Source organism: Salinimicrobium catena, assembly GCF_900102915.1.
GTDB classification, from domain to species: Bacteria; Bacteroidota; Bacteroidia; order Flavobacteriales; family Flavobacteriaceae; genus Salinimicrobium; species Salinimicrobium catena.
In genome coordinates, this window is the sequence record NZ_FNGG01000001.1 from 245,455 (window position 1) to 262,222 (window position 16,768).

A 16,768-nucleotide genomic window follows, 5' to 3' on the forward strand; every position below is an offset into this window, starting at 1 on the left:
AAAAAGTAGCTCAATAAAAATAGCGAGAAGTGAAACTCCTTAATGCATTCTTTGTTATCATCTTCAGCATTTCTGCAGTTATACAATATAATGATCCAGATCCGGCCCTGTGGATGGCCATTTACGGTTATGGCGCTTTGGCCTGTACCCTTGCCTTTTTGGAAAAAGATAACAGAATATGGCATTTTGCAGGAATAATTGTTTTCCTGACTTATGCTATATTCCTCTTTTTTGTTACAGATGGTGTACTTTCCTGGCTTACACAGCATCGAGCCGAGAGTATTACCGGCCCCATGGCGCACGAAAAGCCCTGGATAGAATTTACCCGGGAATTTTTAGGGCTGCTTATCTTAAGCTTTGCGCATTTACTCAATCTCCTTTTCAGATTTAAAAAGAACCCTCCAACTCAAATCACAGACCATGAGAATTAGACCGTTGTTTATCTTCCTATTTATTTTTGTTTCTTTTTCTTCGGCCGCCCAGAATAGTGGGACCGTGAATGGGCAGGTTCTTTCTGAATCCTCGGAACCCCTTGCAAATGTGGTGGTGAGCATCTTAAATACTTCCTTCGAAACCTCAACCGGCCTCGAAGGAAATTTCTCATTTCAGGATGTGCCTTTCGGTTCTTATATCCTCAGCATTCAGAAAAAAGGCTACGCAGAAAAGACGCGGGTGGTTGAAGTGGATAATGATGTAGTTGAATTGGAAATAGTGCTTAATTCTGAAATGGAAAAACTCAGGGAGGTTGTGGTGACAGCCCAAAAAAGAGAAGAAGTGATCCAGGAAATACCACTGAGCATCACCAGTCTCTCCTTTGAAGCCATAAAACAAAGCCAGATCCAGAACGTGAACGATCTCACGGCCATTACTCCCAATCTATATGCTAGCGATCCGGGTGATCGAAGGACTGTGACCTCTATAAGGGGAATTGTAAGCACCTCTTACGATCCGGCCGTGGCGACCTATATTGACGGCGTGAACCAATTTAACCTGGACACCTATATCACCCAGCTTTTTGACATTGAAAGAATTGAGGTTCTTAGAGGACCACAGGGAACGCTTTATGGGAGAAATGCCATGGGAGGGGTAATAAACATCATTACCCGAAAACCTGAAAAAGGCACCAACATCTTTGGCGAGGTGAGCCTGGGAAATTATGATCAGCAGCGGTACATGTTAGGATTAAAAACCACTATAACCGATAAATTGTATTTTGGCGCTGCAGGGCTGTATGAGAAGAGGGAAGGTTTTTACACCAATGAGTTTACCGATTCCAGTTATGATGATCAGGAAAATTTCTCCGGAAATTATTACTTTAAATATCTTTTTAGCCCCACCTGGAACGCCACTCTCAACCTGAAGCATTTTTCCGCAGAGAATGAAGGAGCTTTTCCGCTTAACATGGGTATAGAGGGGGCTTTTGAAGATCCTTACACGCTCAACCAGAACGAGATCTCGACCATGAAAGATAATACTTTCAATACTTCGCTGGTAGTCGACCACAAAGGAAGAGGTCTTAACTTCAGTTCCCAGACCGCCTTTCAGCAGAATTACCGCTACTACCATACTCCTATTGACGCCGATTTCTCTCCCTTGGATGCCATGTCTATCATTAATGACTACGGAAAGGATTGGAACAATGTTAAGGTAGCCACGCAGGAATTCAGGTTTTCTTCTCCTGCAGGACCAGGTGATGATCTGGAATGGACAGCGGGAACTTACATGTTCTATCAGGAAAGCCCGGTGAAGCAGGCAACTCATTTTGGGGAAGATGCGGCGATGATGGGTTCAGAAGAAACCAACTTCTCCCTCATCAACACCAGCGAAGAAACAGGAAAAGGGATTGCCATTTTTGGACAGGTAGATTATCAGATAGCCAAAAACATCGGAATAATTGCAGGTCTCAGGTATGACCATGAGTATGTAAAACAATCTGTTCTTGGAGAATACAAGTTGGATTCAGACCCTGAACCAATGTTCGCTTATCAACCCGATACTACGGCCACTGCCAGCTTTAATGCGGTTTCTCCCAAAGCAGGTTTGACGTATGACCTCACTAATGAAAATCTGCTTTTCTTCACCTACAGCCGTGGCTTCAGGGCCGGCGGGTTAACTCCGCTTAGCGCAGATCCTTCACAGCCTCCTTTATATGAGTTCAAGCCCGAGTACAGTAACAATTACGAACTGGGAACAAAAAATTCATTTTTTGACAACAAACTACTGCTGAACGCTACCCTTTTCTATACTGAGGTGACCGATGTACAGGTGCCTACCCTTGTAATGCCCGAGGGGGTGATCGTTACCCGCAATACCGGGAAAATGCGTAGCAAAGGTGTGGAGCTGGAAATGAAAGCTTTACTTTTAAGCGGACTTGAACTGAACTACGACTTTGGATTAACCGATGCCACCTACGAATCTCTTCTCATCGCCCAGGATGGCAGTGAAGTAAACCTGAAGGATAATAAACAGATCTATACTCCAGAAGTTACCTCTATGTTAGCCCTTCAATACAGTTCGCACCTGGGGCTGGGAGAAAACTGGGAATTCCAGGCTCGTGGGGAGTGAAAATACCTGGGAGAACAATACTTTGACCTGGCCAATAATCTTAGGCAAAGCCCATACAACCTCTATAATGCAAACTTAGGCCTTGCTTACAATGATGTAAAAATAGTGGTCTGGGGGCGTAATATTTTTGATACCGAATACATTAGTTACGGATACAATTTTGGCGCCGTGCACCTGAGCAATCCGGCTACTATGGGCGTGACTTTATCTTTCGAAATTTAAATCTGTATTCTGCTGGTTTCACGCAGAGGTCGCAAAGTTGACGCAAAGGACGCAAAATCATTATCTGGGTTAACTGTTTCAAAGAGCCCTTTAACTAAAAAAGGTTCAGCCATTCCGGGCTGAACCTTTTCCTTTCAAAATTGTCATTTTCAGATCTTAATTCGCGACCAGTTTATACACTTTTCCGGTGGTTCCGGTTGGCCCTTCTTCGTCGGTGGTGAGGACGAACATTTCTCCTTTGTTGTTCTGCCCGAAGCTTAGCAGGTAATGGCCCAAACCTTCAGCATCATGACGGTGTACCTTAAGATCTCGGAAATCCCATTTTCCGGAGGCTTCAGGATCGGCGATAAACAGAGCTCCTTTTGGCTGTCCATGATGTTGCGTCCAGGTTCCGAAAATGTACTTTCCATCCATTCCTTTTAATTCACTTCCGCGGTACACATAACCACCTATCACTACCAGGCCTTTGCCGCCGTGGTCAGTACCACCTTGCTTGAACTCGATAACAGGATCTAATAAAGGATTTCCCATCTTATCTTTTTGAGGGCATTCTTCCTTTTCCTTGTCATTATTATAGGCGTTAAAACAATGCGTTCCTTCTTTTACGTTCCAGCCGTAGTTTCCTCCTTTTTTGATCACGCTAACTTCCTCCCAGAGTACCTGTCCCGCATCTCCCGCGATAAGGTCATTGTTACCTTTCATATCAAATGAGAACCGGTAGGGGTTTCTAAGTCCGTAGGCATAGATCTCGTCCATTCCGTCTTTGTCCACAAATGGATTGTCTTCAGGAATACCATATGGCGAACCGCCATCCACATCTATACGGAGAATACTTCCCAGGAGATTCTGTTCCACATCTTGCCCGTTCCCACCGGCGTTCTTGTCATACCAGTCGGGCACGTGGCCCATGTCAATGTCGTTCGCGCCGCCGCCGTCACCAAGAGCTATATAGAGATAGTTATCAGGTCCAAACGCAATGGTACCGGCGTTGTGATTATCCTGTGGCTGATTCACTTTCAGCAGAATGTCTTCAGAATCAATATCGGCCTTGTTTGGATCATCTTCAGAAACTTCAAATTCCGAAATATGACTGGTGTGGTCCCAGCCTTCAGGGGCATCATCATCTAAAGGCGCGCTGTAATAAACGAAGAACCTGCCGTTCTCTTTATAATCGGGGTGAAAAGCAAGTCCTAAGACCCCTCTTTCCTCATGAGCATCCTTAAGTTTTACGATCTTGTCTTTCAGGTTCAAAAATGGCTTCTCTAAAAGGCCTTTTTTTGAGTCATGTATTCTTATAGTCCCGGCCTGGTCTACAATGAACAGCCTGTTAGTATCATCGGGAGCTTCCACCAGCGCCACCGGCGAGATCAGGTTTTCGGCTACAAGTTTCATTCCTACCGTTTCCTGGGAAAATCCTGTGAGCGTAAAGAGCCCAAAGGTGAGCATCATAAAGAACGTTTTCATCTTCATATCGGTTAATGTTTAAAATTGTCATTGTTGATCACTTATAAGTTAATGATTCCAAAACATTTACAAGTTAACCACCTGTTAAATAAGACATTACATCAAATACTCGTCACCCGAAAAACCTTAAGTTTAACAATACTTAAATACAAAAAGAGGCTGAAGCTGATTAACTTGAAAAGTAGCCTGAAATGGCGTTTCTGAACCCTTGTTATGAAAATTTTCATCCTTACTTTCATCTTCTTATTCGCACTAAATTTCACTGCCTTTTCACAAAGGCCTCAGTCGGTAGAAGGAAATGTCAACAACTGGCCGGTTCACGAATACCATCTCACCATAGATGAGGAAATGATGAATTTTACAGGAGACCCTGTAAAAGCAATGACCATCAACGGCAGTATCCCGGGGCCCGTGCTGGAATTCACTGAAGGTGAATACGCGAAGATCCACGTCACCAATAAAATGGACGTGGAGACCTCTGTGCACTGGCACGGACTTTTGCTCCCAAATTTCTTTGACGGCGTGCCTTATCTTACTACCCCGCCAATTCGCCCGGGAGAAACCTTTACCTATGAATTTTCCCTGAAGCAATCGGGAACTTACTGGTACCATTCCCACACCGGTTTGCAGGAACAGAGAGGAGTCTACGGCAGTATTCAGATCAATCCGAAAGAGCAGACCTTGGACTATGACAAAGACCTGGTGTTGGTACTTTCTGACTGGATGGATGAAGATCCGCATGAACAGCTTCGGAATCTTAAAAGAGGAAATGAATGGTACCTCATTAAAAAAGGCCAGGTACAAAGCCTCAATAAGGTGCTGGCGAAAAACGCATTAGGTGCCAAACTGAAAATGAGTTGGCAGCGCATGCCCGATATGGCCATTTCTGACAATTACCACGATCTTTTCCTGGTCAACGGAAAACCGGAGCAGCAGTATCCCGAATTCGCACCCGGTGAAAAGGTGCGGCTCAGGTTCATCAATGCTTCGGCAGCTTCTTACTTCTGGCTCACCTTCGGAGGGGAGGATCCGCTGTTGGTCTCTGCAGATGGCCTGGATGTGGTACCCGTGCAAAAGAACAAGACGTTGATCGCCGTTGCCGAAACCTATGACTTCATAGTCACTATTCCGCAGAGCGGAAAACTGGAAATTCGTGCCACCGCCCAGGATGGTTCTGGCCATGCTTCAGCTTATCTGGGAAATGGAGCAGTTATTCCCGCACCGGTAGTTCCCGAACCCGATCTGATCGAGATGATGAAGAAAATGATGGCTATGGACATGAAGATGGGGGCGCCCGCATCCGAATTCAGGCCAGGTAAGAATGACTCCATTAAGGTGATGAAGAAATATGCCATGGAAATGGATCACATGAATATGGAGATGGACACTGAAGAAATGGACATGCAGCAGGATCACACCGGTCACGACATGCAGATGAATGAGGACATGAAAAGGGATACGCTGGTTATGGACAAGATGAAAGACCCTAACCTGATGGACCCCATGAAAAAACCCCTGCCGGATTCGCTGGTTATTGGTGACGCTATGAAGACCGCAGGTTCGCCAGTCTTTAACTACGATTATTTAAGAGCTCCGGAACCCACTACTATTTCAGACGAGCAGCCGCTTAAAGAGATGCTATTCAATCTCACGGGAAATATGAACCGCTATGTATGGAGCATCAACGGAGTACCACTTTCAGAAACCGATAAGATCAAGATCGAACAGGGTCAGAAAGTAAGAATTACCTTGAACAACCTCACCATGATGCACCACCCGATGCACCTTCACGGGCATTTCTTTAGGGTGATCAATAAGAACGGGGAATATTCTCCCTTAAAGCATACAGTGAATGTGGCGCCGATGCAAAAGACCGTCATAGAGTTTGACGCCAATGAATATGGCGACTGGTTTTTCCATTGCCATGTGTTATATCACCTCAACAGTGGAATGGCGCGGGTCTTCAGCTATGATACTCCGCGAGACGAGCGCCTGGCTTCTTATCCTTTAGCCAATTTGACCACAGAAGCCAATGAATACTTCACCTGGGGTGAGTTTAGCGCTGCAAGTCAAATGGCAGAATTCTATGCCACTACCACCAATATCAGGAACCAGTTCAGGTTGCGGGCCGAGTACGGCTGGAATGAGAACCTGGAAGCCAGCCTTACCTATGAGAGATATTTAAATGATTACCTGCGTGTATTTGTTGGCGGTAATCTCGAGAATGAAATGGAAGACAGCCTGGATGAACTGGAGACCACGGCTGTTGGTGGGTTCAGGTATTTATTGCCCCTCCTTATAGATTCTGAGTTAAGTATAGACAATAAACTCCGGCCACAGGTTGCCTTTGAAGCAGGCCTCATGCTTTTTCCCCGACTGGAATTGTATGGAGAATACGAATACCAGATTGACTTTGGTTGGAACGGTGATCTGGAAGCGGGCAAAGACTACGAAAGTGAGACCGTTTACCAGGTGGGGCTTGAATATGTGCTCAGCAAAGGGTTAAGATTAATGGGAAGTTATGATAACCGGTTCGGCGCCGGGGGCGGAATCTCCCTTTGGTTCTAAAATTTAAAAATCAACTATGGACGTACTTGTATTAAGCATCGGCTTACTTCTTCTTATTCTCATCATCTATGATTTCTTTTTTACCACCCTCTCCGGAAGCGGGGCGGGTTTCATTTCCAAAAATGTAGCCAGCCTTACCTATCGGGCCATGCGGAAATTTGCAGGTCCCACAAACCGGAAGACCTTTGAGTACAGCGGTATGATCGTCAACCTGTGCGTGCTGTTCGTATGGATCGTCATTGTGTGGGCAGGGCTGTTCCTGGTCTATTCATATGACCCCGATGCCATTACCAACAGTAGTTCGAGGCCGGCAAACTGGGTTGAAAGACTGTATTTTACCGGCTATGTACTTTCCACTTTAGGTCTGGGAAATTTCAAGCCAATAACACCCTTTTTCGAGATCATGACCGGGATCTTCTCTTTTTTCGGGTTCATTTTCTTCACCAGCTCGATGACCTATCTGATCTCTGTTTCTTCGGCAGTGATACGGAAAAGGACACTTTCCAGGAGCATTTCCACGCTGGGTAAAAAACCTTCAGAAATCGCCGATAAACTTAAAAACCTGCAGCCATCATACAGGGATCAGCAGATACTTTCCTTGCAGGAGCAGATCACCAGCCATCTGGTGAGCCACCAGGCCTATCCTGTGGTGCATTTTTTCAGCCACCAGAACCCTGAAAATTGCTTCAACCTCAACTTCGTGCGGCTTGATGAGGCGGTAACTATTTTGCTGAAGGAGGATAGGGAAAACATTGCAGGTACTACAGGTAAGGACGAACTACAGCTGCTGCGCAGCACCATGAGCGACCTTCTCATGCATATGAAAGAGAATTTTTCAGCTTCTTTGCCTAAACCAGAAGGCTATACAGACGTTCAAGACCTGGAGGAAGCCACTTTAGAGCAGAGAAGAAAGCTTTTACTGGCCATGCTTAAAAGTGAGGAGTTTGAATGGAGTTATGTGAAATGAATTTGGTCGAACTAATTTTAAGAATACGACAGTTCTCAAGATTTGAAAATCTTCTAGAAGAAAACACTCTGCATAAAGAGTTGTTTTCTATTTTAATCTAAGATGAACTTAGTAACCTTATTTTCCTTCATCTCGTAAGGCCTGTATATAATCCACGATCTTGTCCACTTCTTTATCTGAAATCTTTTCTTCACTGAAAGCCGGCATTTCCCCTAACCCATTCCTTATCTGGTAACGTATGGCAAAACCGGGAATGGAAGTGGTTACTATAGGAGCACCCAATCCTGCAGTGCCGTTGGGATGGCAGGAGTTGCAGTATTTGTGAAACAGCACCTTTCCTTCCTCTACTTCCTGGCTCATTTCAGCCAGTGGTTGTTTGGTATAGGCTTCTTTTTTTGAGGAACATCCCCAACTTAGAAATATAACTATTACTATTAAAATCAGTCTTCCTCCCATGATCTTTACTCTTTAGATATTTTCCAAATCACTCCTGTACCTTTTCTTGGTTTTGCTCCCTCCTCTTTAGAAACGTTTAATATCCCAAAGTCTACAATATATAAAGCATCACCTTCTCTATTGAATTGTACCGACACGGGTCTTTCTAATCCTCCGGTTCTAAGAAAAGTGGCCGGGCCATTTCCTTTTCCTTTGTTGACGGCAAAGTTTTCGACCACTCCGTTACCAGGATTTACTCGCACCACCTTATATCCTACTGGTCTCATTACCTTTCCAACATTGGGTGCCATGTCACCAAATTGTGCAATAAAGACTTCGCCTTCAAAGCCAAATTTCCCGTTGCGGGCAATGTCCATTCCGTTAGAAGATGAATGCACCCCCAATTCCGCAATTGGATGAGGCGGTGAATACGGGTTTTCCTCCAACAGCAGTTTCGGAGCCCCCTTATCGGGCACCTTCATATGAGAAATTTCATGTCCGGCATTATAATCTGGCCAACCGTGCCAGGCTCCTTCCTTGATCTTCCATAGAACATCGCCTGTTCCCCAAACGGGCCTGCTTCCTCTTACATCATAACTGTTCTCGGTAACAAATAGTTCCCCCGTACCAGAAAATGCGATTCCATAAGGATTCCGCAACCCCCACGCTACCAGTTCAGGTTCCCCTCCCTCTAAAGGAATTTTCATGATCGCTCCATTACAGGGAACTGAACCTGCTATTACCTGCCCCGGCCGGGTGGATTGGCCAAAAGGCACATAAGCTCCGGTAGAGACGGAGTCTTTTGGTGCATCTGTCAAAGGGTTTTCACTGGTATAGTTGATACCTTTTAAAACGATATCCTTACATGGAATATCATGAAATTGGGGTTTGCGGGAAAGCCATCCAAAAGCTGCATTATCGGGTCCTACAACTGCCGAATTGGTTGCTGTTCCCTGCCCAAAGTAAATTTCACCATCTTTGATCACGGGTCCGTTCGTATGATGATCTCCCAAACTGGGTAGATTTTCCACCAGGGTATCAACATCTCCGCTACTGTCGATCCTCAGGATCTTTCCCCCTTCCATTTGGCCACCCTCAGCAACGTAGAAATAGCCATTGTTATAGGTTATTCCCGTCCAGGGACCATTTTTTGCTCCTTCTAAAACTAATTCGCTGCTTCCGTCTTCAGAAATTTTTAATAGCCTGGGCGGAAGAAAGATCTCTCCATATGCATATCCCGATTCGATCGCAAAAAGTTGCCCCTCATCGTTTTCTGTTACTGCTGTGGGAAACGTGAGTCCACGGGCAACTACTTCTACATTGTATCCATCAGGAACCAATATATCTGCCGGATCAATCTGCCTTGGACCGGGATCATAATTGAGTTGTCCTCCTCCAGTAGGATTGTCTAAATTAGCACAACCCTGGAGTAACACGAATAAAGAAAGTGTTAGATACCAGAAATAGCCTCTCATTAGAATATTTTTTAGTGGTTAGCAAAAAACGGGAGGCAAGACAAAAGGTTCTTTTTTAATTTACAACATCTGAATCAATTAATCAGCATGTAGAGCAATTAAATACAATGCTAAAATATTATTTATCAAACCATTAACCTGTAACATGATAAAGAATCCAACCCAGGCCGGTAAGACCAATTGCTCCATGAACAACGGCAACCCAAACAGGTATATTTTTATGCCGAATATCTTTTGAAAAGAGGTAGATACCACCAATCGCGGCCGTGAAAAAAATGGCGAAACTGTCCCAGTGTTTGTGATGCTCACTTGTGGTAAGGGCATAGATCAAAAGAATAAGTATTCCCAAGGCCGCCAAAGTGCCGTGAACGATCGCCACGCCTTTTGGCGGATTCTTTTTTTGTAAAACGAATTTTATCATGTACAGCCCCAGGATCACTGCAAGGCTTATCAAAATTATTGCGGTAAGTACCATTAGGAATCTTTTCTGGATTTCACATCTCGTTTATCAAGGGGTGAAAAAGCAGGGCCTTCAATGACATCTCCTGTAGCCTCAAACCGACTGCCGTGGCAGGGACAATCCCAGGATTTCTCGGCATCGTTCCAGTCTACTATACAGTCCATGTGCGTACAAACGGCCGAATGGCAATGCACCTGGCCCGTCTCGTCTTTATAAACTGCCCATTTTTCGTCGTCCACCTCAACCACTTTTCCTTCTCCTATTCCTACTTCGTAAAATCTTTCAGCTTCGGCTTTGCCCGGCAGGTCCTTCAGGTATTGTTTGGCCACATTGATGTTCTCCTTGATGTAATTCTTTGCCGACTTTATCGGCGTGAACCTTTTGGCTTTGTACAACTCTGCCCACTCATTTTCCCTTCCGGAAAGCAGATCTTTGAAGATCATCGCCGAAAGCACTCCGTAGGTAAGCCCATCTGTAGAAAAACCAGTGGCGAAGTAGATACCGTCATCAGAACTTTCGCCAATGTACGGCAGCCCGTCTGCGGGTTTGTAATGCTGCGCGCTCCATTTGTATTCAATTTCGGCCACATCAAATAATTTGCGGGCATGTTGCTCGAGTTTCTCAAAGAACCTCTCGTAATTGTCCTCCTGCCCTACCTTGTGATGCCCGCCAAGAACCAGCACATAGTTCCCGGTGTGGTTCTTAAAAGTTCTCATGGAAGTGTGGAAGGTAGCTTCGGTATCCCAATAGATCCCGTCTGGGTAGTCGCCCGAATTCAGTTTGGCGGCGATGGCATATTCGCGGTGAGGATAAATGGCCGTTTGTACCGGATAGATCCCTTTAGGAGAATGAGTGGCCAGGATCACCTTTTTGGCGGTCACTGTTCCGTGTTGGGTAGAAAGCACATGATCTTCCCCTTTTTCGATATGGTGTACGTTGGTGTGTTCGTAGATGTGGCAGTTTTCAGAATCGATCTTTTCTGCCAGGCCTCTCACAAAAGCTGCCGGATTGAACTGAGCCTGCCCTTCTACTTTAATGGCAGAACTCACCTGCACCGGGATAGGCAGTTCCTGAAGCGTATCTGCCTTTATTCCGTAGTCTTTTGCAGTGATGATCTCCTTTTCAATGGTTTCATCTTTTTTATTCGTCTCGCTGAAGAGGTACCAGGGAACTCTTTTAAAATCGCATTTTATCTCATGTTCCTTTACAAGGTTTTCGATCAGGTCTACCGCGGCCGCTCTGGATTCGGCTACGGCACGAGCCGTCTTCTCATCCCATTTTGACTGAATGTGATGCAGGCGCTTATCGACCATTTTGTAAAGGTTCCCGGTAGAGTCTCCCGTGGTACCGCCCGCCAGTTCATGGCTTTCCAGAACGGCTACTTTTTTTCCCTCTTTAGCGAGGAAATAGGCACTGGTGATTCCGGTAATACCACCTCCCACGATGGCTACATCTACTGTGATGTTATTTTTTAGTGCCGGATAATTCGTTTTTTGGGCTTTGGCTTTCCAGAGAGATCGTGTCATAATCAGGTGGTTTTACTTAAAATTAGCCAATGCAGGCAATACCTACCAAACCTGCGTAGTTAGGATTTTGTTAATCTGTAACAAAGCTGTACTAGCTTCGTCTACTAAGAAACACGCGACATGAGAACCATCATTTTCCTTAGTTTTTTACTTTTTCAATTTTCAACGCTGCAAGCGCAGCAAGTGAAGGCTCAAGTGCTGGAATGGGGCAGCAAAAAGCCCGTTCCCTACGCCAACGTGATCTTCGGCGAGCACAAAGGTGTGGTGACCAACGAAGAAGGTTTTTTCAGCTTTACTTCGGAAGAATTACCGGCCACCCTGGAGATCTCTTCCCTGGGCTATGAAGCAGTGGAACTGAAACCGGAAGAGATCAACAACAGCATCGTGTACCTGAAGCCGGCAAGCATAGAACTAAAAGAAGTTTTCCTTAGCAATAAAGAACTGAGTCCGCGGGAGATCGTGGAAATGGCCAAAGAAAAAGTTGCCGATAATTATGATTTTGACCTGGGCCAGAAAAGAGTGTTTTACAGGGAATCTGATTTTAGCCATATCAGGAAGTTTGATATGAAGGTGGAAGAAAGCACCATTCCTGGTATAGATCAGAACCTGATGGATCGTATTGAGGCAGAAATGCCCAAGGTTACCGATTCTTATAAAGAAGTTTTAGCCGATCTCTACGGAAACTATGACAGCCAGAAAGTGAGGATCGTGAAAGCGGCAAACCTTTATAATCCGCAGAATACACAGTCCCTGGACCAACTTACAGAACACCTGGAAACCCTTTTCAGGCAAAACCTGAAAGAGAGATCCTTCCTCAAGATCAGGTCGGGGCTGCTCGGGGTCAAGGTAGATGAGGACGAATTAAAAGAGGGCTTTGAAGATTCAGATACCGATAAAAAAGAAAAAACTCCGGAAGAAATTGCGGAGAAAGAGGCCAAGATAAAGAAAAACCTTCAGGAAGGCACCGGTAAGGAGATCCAGTCTCTGCTGGCCAACATGTTCTGGAAAGAAGACATTGCATTTAACCTTTTTGAGAAGATCAGAAAATATGAATTTGACCTGCAGGGTATTCTGCACCTGGGGCAGAACACGGTCTATGTGATCAATTTTGAACCCAAACGCCGCGCAGATTTTAAAGGAAAGATCTTTATTGACGCCCATGATTATGGCGTGCACCGCATAGAATATGAAAATGTGAGGCCGCTGAGCAAATTCAGATTGTTCGGCATTAGTGCCATTGATGACATTTACCGCGGCAAAATGTTCTTCATGAAAGATGAAAATGGAAAATACAGCCTCAGTTACCTGGAGCGCGAACTGGGGGAAACCGTCGGCATAGATCGTCCGTTGACCATTATCGAGAAGAACAGGCACGTTCCCGGCCGCAATAAGCAGAATGAGCTTGACCTGGAACTCGACATGCGCTTTGGGCAGGTGGAAAAGTGCAGCTGGTGGTCTATGAGAACAGGCCGCTTGCCAGTGAAGAATATGAAGCTGTAAAAGGGCAGGAAACCTTTGAGTATCAGAAATTCAAATCTTACAACCCAGATTTCTGGGCAGGGTACAACATCATAGAACCCAACGCGGCCATCAAAGAATTCACGGCAATGGAGGCGGAGTAATGCCTTCAACGGTCACGGCTATTTTTTGTGAGAGAAAATCGTATCTTGGGAAAAATTTTCCCGAACCATGAAAAACCTTCTATTTTTCTGCCTTAGCGTGGTATTGTTTACCGGCTTTACAGGCCATGCGCAGGCACCTAAAGAAAATATCAATAAGATGCTGGAGGCCTGGCACGATGCCGCCGCCCGTGCAGATTATGACGCTTACTTCAGCAAAATGGCCGATGAATCCATTTTCATTGGCACAGATCCCACCGAGAACTGGGAAAAAGACGAATTCGCAAAATGGTCAAAACCATACTTCGACAAAGGAAAAGCATGGAGCTTCTCCACCCTTGAACGCAACATCTTTCTGCAGGAAGATTGCGACATCGCCTGGTTCGATGAGCTGCTGGAGACCCAAATGGGAATCTGCCGTGGTTCGGGCGTGGTTGCCAAAGAAGACGGCGAATGGAAGGTAAAACATTATGTGCTTTCCATTGAGATCCCCAATGAAAATGTGGACCAGATCACCGAGATCAAAAAAGACTTCGACCAAAAACTTATTTCCAAAATAAAATCTGAATAGCATGTTTCAAAGAATTGCCCTCCTGGCCCTTTTCCTGGGGTCGGGCCTATGTTTTGCCCAGGAAAAAAAGTCGCTTACCCATGAAGACTACAACCTTTGGAAGCGCGTACAAAATACCCAGATCTCCAAAGACGGGAACACCATTGTCACTACCATAGTGACCGGTACCGGCCGTGGTAACGGATACATCAAGATCTACAATGCAAAGACCGGTGAATCCTTCACTTTTGAGAATGGTTATAACAGTCGTATTTCAGGAGACGGTAATTACGTTTATTTTCTGCGGAAGCCTGCTTATGAGCTTACCCGCAGTGAAAAGAAAGAGGAGGTCAAGGAAGAAAAACGCACTAAAGATGCTTTTTTCATCTATGACGTGGCAACGAATAAGATCCTGGATTCTGTGCAAAGGGTGAAGAAATTCGAAGCGCCCGAAGACGTCACCGGCTGGGTGGTGATCGAGAAGCACAAAGACCTGAAGCCGGAAAAAGACACCACTGCCGCAAAAGCTTCCGAAGAAAAAGAAAAAGACAGCCTGAAGACCAGAAAGCCAGAAAATCTTGCTTTAAAAGCAGATTACGCCCTGGTATACCACCTCAAAAAAGGGAAAACAGACAGCATTTTCCAGATCAAGGATCTTGCCTTGCCTAAAGAAGGGAACCGCTTCATCTTTTCGACCACAAAAGGCGAAAAGAAAGGCGATCTTGGGGTTTTTGCCTATGATGTTAGAGAGATGAGCAGAAAACAGCTGGATACGGGACGGTATTCCTACACTCAACTGGCCATAGACAACAGCGGGCAGCAGCTGGCCTATATTTCGGCAAAGGATTCTACGGAAACCGATTCGCTGAAGTATGAGCTGTTTTACGTAAAAGACCTGGCTCAAAAACAACTTACCGACACCCTTGGAAAGAATCTGAAAAAGAACTGGAAGCTCAGCGCAGCCCAGCAGCCGCAGTTTTCAGAGAACGGTAAAAGACTATTCTTCTACTCCCGCCCTGTGCGTGACCTGGACGTTGACACCACCCTGCTTGATGAGGAAATTCCGCAGGTAGACGTGTGGAGCTACAAGGACAAATTGATCCAGCCCGAGCAAAAAGCCAGACTTGAAGAGTTAAAAGACAAGGCCTACAGATCATTTTATGACACCTCAAGCGGGCAGATCGTGCAGCTGCATGATGAGACGCTGGAGTATATCAAGCTTGGTGACACCGGGGAACAGCGTTACGCGCTGGGTTATACCAGTACCCCGTATAATGTGCAGCGCAGCTGGGAATATCCGTGGTTACGCGATTACTACATTGTAGATACCCAAACCGGAGAAAAAAGGCTGGCCATCGAGGCCCAGGCTATGGACCCGGATCTTTCTCCTGACGGGAATTTCGCGGTTTATTATGATATGGAAGACCGTAACTGGTGGGTACTTGACCTAAAAGCCAACACCAAAAGAAGCCTGACGAAAGACCTACAGGTGAATTTCTTTGATGAGGAAAACGACGTGCCTACCATGCCATGGCCATACGGATTTGGTGGTTTTACAGAAGACGGAAAAGTGCTTCTTTACGACCAGTTCGACATCTGGAGCACTTCCCTGGCAAAAGCTGAAAAACCGGTGAACATCACCCGTGACGGCAGAAAAAACCAGATCGTTTACCGCACGCTTCGGCTGGATCCCGATCACCGGAATAATGCCAGCACCTACCACAAAGATTTACTGGTCACTGCTTTTGATGAAAAAGACAAATCTGAGGCTCTTTTCAGCCTTAATTCCAGAAACGGAAAAAAACAGGTACTTATTGAAGATGCGGCACATCACCTGAGTGATTTCGAATTGGCAGAGAATGACGACAACCTGGTTTTTGCCAAAGAGAACTTTCAGCATTTCCCTGATGTGCACCTGCTAAAAGGACCAAAATCACAGCCTGTACAGCTGACCAATGCGAATCCGCAGCAACAGGATTTCAAATGGGGAACCGTGGAGATGATCTCCTGGGAGGCCTATGACGGCACGCAGCTTGACGGACTCCTGTACAAGCCCGAAGATTTCGATCCCAACAAAAAATATCCGCTTATCACCTATTTCTACGAGAAGCGTAGTGACAACCTCAACCGTTACCACAGTCCGCAGCCAAGCGCCTCTATTGTGAACATGAGTTACCTGGTAAGCAACGACTACGTAGTATTCGTTCCGGATATTGTCTATAAAGAAGGAAAGCCGGGAGAGAGCGCCTATAATGCGATCGTTTCGGGAGTAGAAGCGGTGGAAGAATTAGGATTCATCGACTCCGAAAATATGGCCATTCAGGGACAAAGCTGGGGTGGTTACCAGGTGGCACATTTGGTTACCGTAACCAACAAATTCAAAGCTGCCATGGCCGGTGCACCGGTGAGCAACATGACATCAGCCTACGGGGGCATCAGGTGGCAAAGCGGGTTGAGCCGTGCCTTCCAGTATGAGAAGACCCAAAGCCGAATAGGAAAGAACCTGTGGGAAGGTTTTGACCTGTACATCGAAAACTCTCCTCTTTTTGGGATCCCCAATATCGAAACTCCGCTCTTGATCATGCATAATGATGAGGACGGGGCAGTTCCCTACTACCAGGGCATTGAAATGTTCATGGGAATGCGAAGGCTTAACAAGCCGGTATGGCTTTTGGTCTATAACGACGAGGCGCACAACCTAAGGAAGACCAAGAACAGGTTTGACCTTTCCATAAGAATGATGCAGTTCTTTGATCATTACCTTAAAGGTGCCCCGGCACCCGAGTGGATGACCCAGGGAGTTCCGGCGGTGATGAAGGGCAAAGACCTGCGCTATGACCTGGATGTCAAAGCCACTTCTGCAGGCAGTGAAACAGCTAATTAAAAACTTATGAAAACATCAGTTTTCTTTACTACT

13 protein-coding genes are annotated in these 16,768 nt (G+C 45.7%); 8 read left to right on the forward strand and 5 right to left on the reverse strand.

Annotated features, from left to right (window positions below; genetic code table 11):
* The first annotated feature begins 29 nt into the window (after positions 1-29).
* Positions 30-431, forward strand: a complete 402-nt coding sequence (locus BLS64_RS01120; RefSeq protein ID WP_093110897.1) for a transmembrane 220 family protein — start codon at positions 30-32, stop codon at positions 429-431.
* On the forward strand, positions 421-2,565 hold the full coding sequence (locus BLS64_RS15380) for a TonB-dependent receptor (protein WP_093110899.1): 2,145 nt from the start codon (positions 421-423) through the stop codon (positions 2,563-2,565). The genes BLS64_RS01120 and BLS64_RS15380 overlap by 11 nt, the downstream gene beginning before the upstream one ends.
* A gap of 378 nt (positions 2,566-2,943) precedes the next feature.
* Here the strand turns inward: BLS64_RS15380 and BLS64_RS01130 are convergent, their stop codons facing one another.
* A complete protein-coding gene (locus tag BLS64_RS01130; RefSeq protein ID WP_218124589.1) occupies positions 2,944-4,257 on the reverse strand; it encodes a PQQ-dependent sugar dehydrogenase in 1,314 nt (437 codons plus the stop codon).
* Positions 4,258-4,464: 207 nt separating this feature from the next.
* Between BLS64_RS01130 and BLS64_RS01135 the strand changes: the two genes are divergently transcribed.
* Together BLS64_RS01135 and BLS64_RS01140 are read left to right on the forward strand one after the other, a co-directional pair.
* Positions 4,465-6,819 carry a multicopper oxidase domain-containing protein gene (locus tag BLS64_RS01135; protein ID WP_093110901.1) on the forward strand — a complete coding sequence of 785 codons (2,355 nt, stop codon included), beginning with the start codon at positions 4,465-4,467 and terminating at the stop codon, positions 6,817-6,819.
* Between the two features lie 16 nt (positions 6,820-6,835).
* The gene (locus BLS64_RS01140) at positions 6,836-7,786 is read left to right on the forward strand and encodes an ion channel (RefSeq protein WP_093110903.1); all 951 of its coding nucleotides are present in this window, start codon (positions 6,836-6,838) and stop codon (positions 7,784-7,786) included.
* A 117-nt stretch (positions 7,787-7,903) separates the two neighbouring features.
* Here the strand turns inward: BLS64_RS01140 and BLS64_RS01145 are convergent, their stop codons facing one another.
* The 4 genes from BLS64_RS01145 to BLS64_RS01160 all read right to left on the reverse strand — a co-directional run bounded on the left by BLS64_RS01145 (position 7,904) and on the right by BLS64_RS01160 (position 11,682).
* The gene (locus BLS64_RS01145) at positions 7,904-8,242 is read right to left on the reverse strand and encodes a c-type cytochrome (RefSeq protein WP_093110905.1); all 339 of its coding nucleotides are present in this window, start codon (positions 8,240-8,242) and stop codon (positions 7,904-7,906) included.
* 5 nt (positions 8,243-8,247) lie between these two features.
* A complete protein-coding gene (locus tag BLS64_RS01150; protein ID WP_093110908.1) occupies positions 8,248-9,696 on the reverse strand; it encodes a PQQ-dependent sugar dehydrogenase in 1,449 nt (482 codons plus the stop codon).
* Between the two features lie 133 nt (positions 9,697-9,829).
* The gene (locus tag BLS64_RS01155; protein ID WP_093110911.1) at positions 9,830-10,171 is read right to left on the reverse strand and encodes a complement C1q domain-containing protein; all 342 of its coding nucleotides are present in this window, start codon (positions 10,169-10,171) and stop codon (positions 9,830-9,832) included.
* Positions 10,171-11,682, reverse strand: coding sequence for an FAD-dependent oxidoreductase (locus BLS64_RS01160; protein WP_218124590.1), 1,512 nt, complete (start codon positions 11,680-11,682; stop codon positions 10,171-10,173). Before BLS64_RS01160 ends, BLS64_RS01155 begins: the two co-directional genes overlap by 1 nt.
* Before the next feature lie 120 nt (positions 11,683-11,802).
* Here BLS64_RS01160 and BLS64_RS01165 point away from each other — a divergent pair, with 120 nt between their 5' ends.
* From BLS64_RS01165 to BLS64_RS01175, 4 genes are all read left to right on the forward strand, one after another.
* Positions 11,803-13,182 (forward strand): carboxypeptidase-like regulatory domain-containing protein, encoded by a 1,380-nt coding sequence (locus BLS64_RS01165; RefSeq protein ID WP_093110915.1) that lies wholly within the window; start codon positions 11,803-11,805, stop codon positions 13,180-13,182.
* Entirely contained in the window at positions 13,134-13,304 is a 171-nt protein-coding gene (locus tag BLS64_RS15115; protein ID WP_176763402.1) for a hypothetical protein, read from the forward strand. Before BLS64_RS01165 ends, BLS64_RS15115 begins: the two co-directional genes overlap by 49 nt.
* 67 nt (positions 13,305-13,371) lie before the next feature.
* Positions 13,372-13,872, forward strand: a complete 501-nt coding sequence (locus BLS64_RS01170; RefSeq protein WP_093110917.1) for a nuclear transport factor 2 family protein — start codon at positions 13,372-13,374, stop codon at positions 13,870-13,872.
* A gap of 1 nt (position 13,873) precedes the next feature.
* Entirely contained in the window at positions 13,874-16,735 is a 2,862-nt protein-coding gene (locus BLS64_RS01175) for a S9 family peptidase (RefSeq protein ID WP_093110919.1), read from the forward strand.
* Positions 16,736-16,768: the final 33 nt, after the last annotated feature.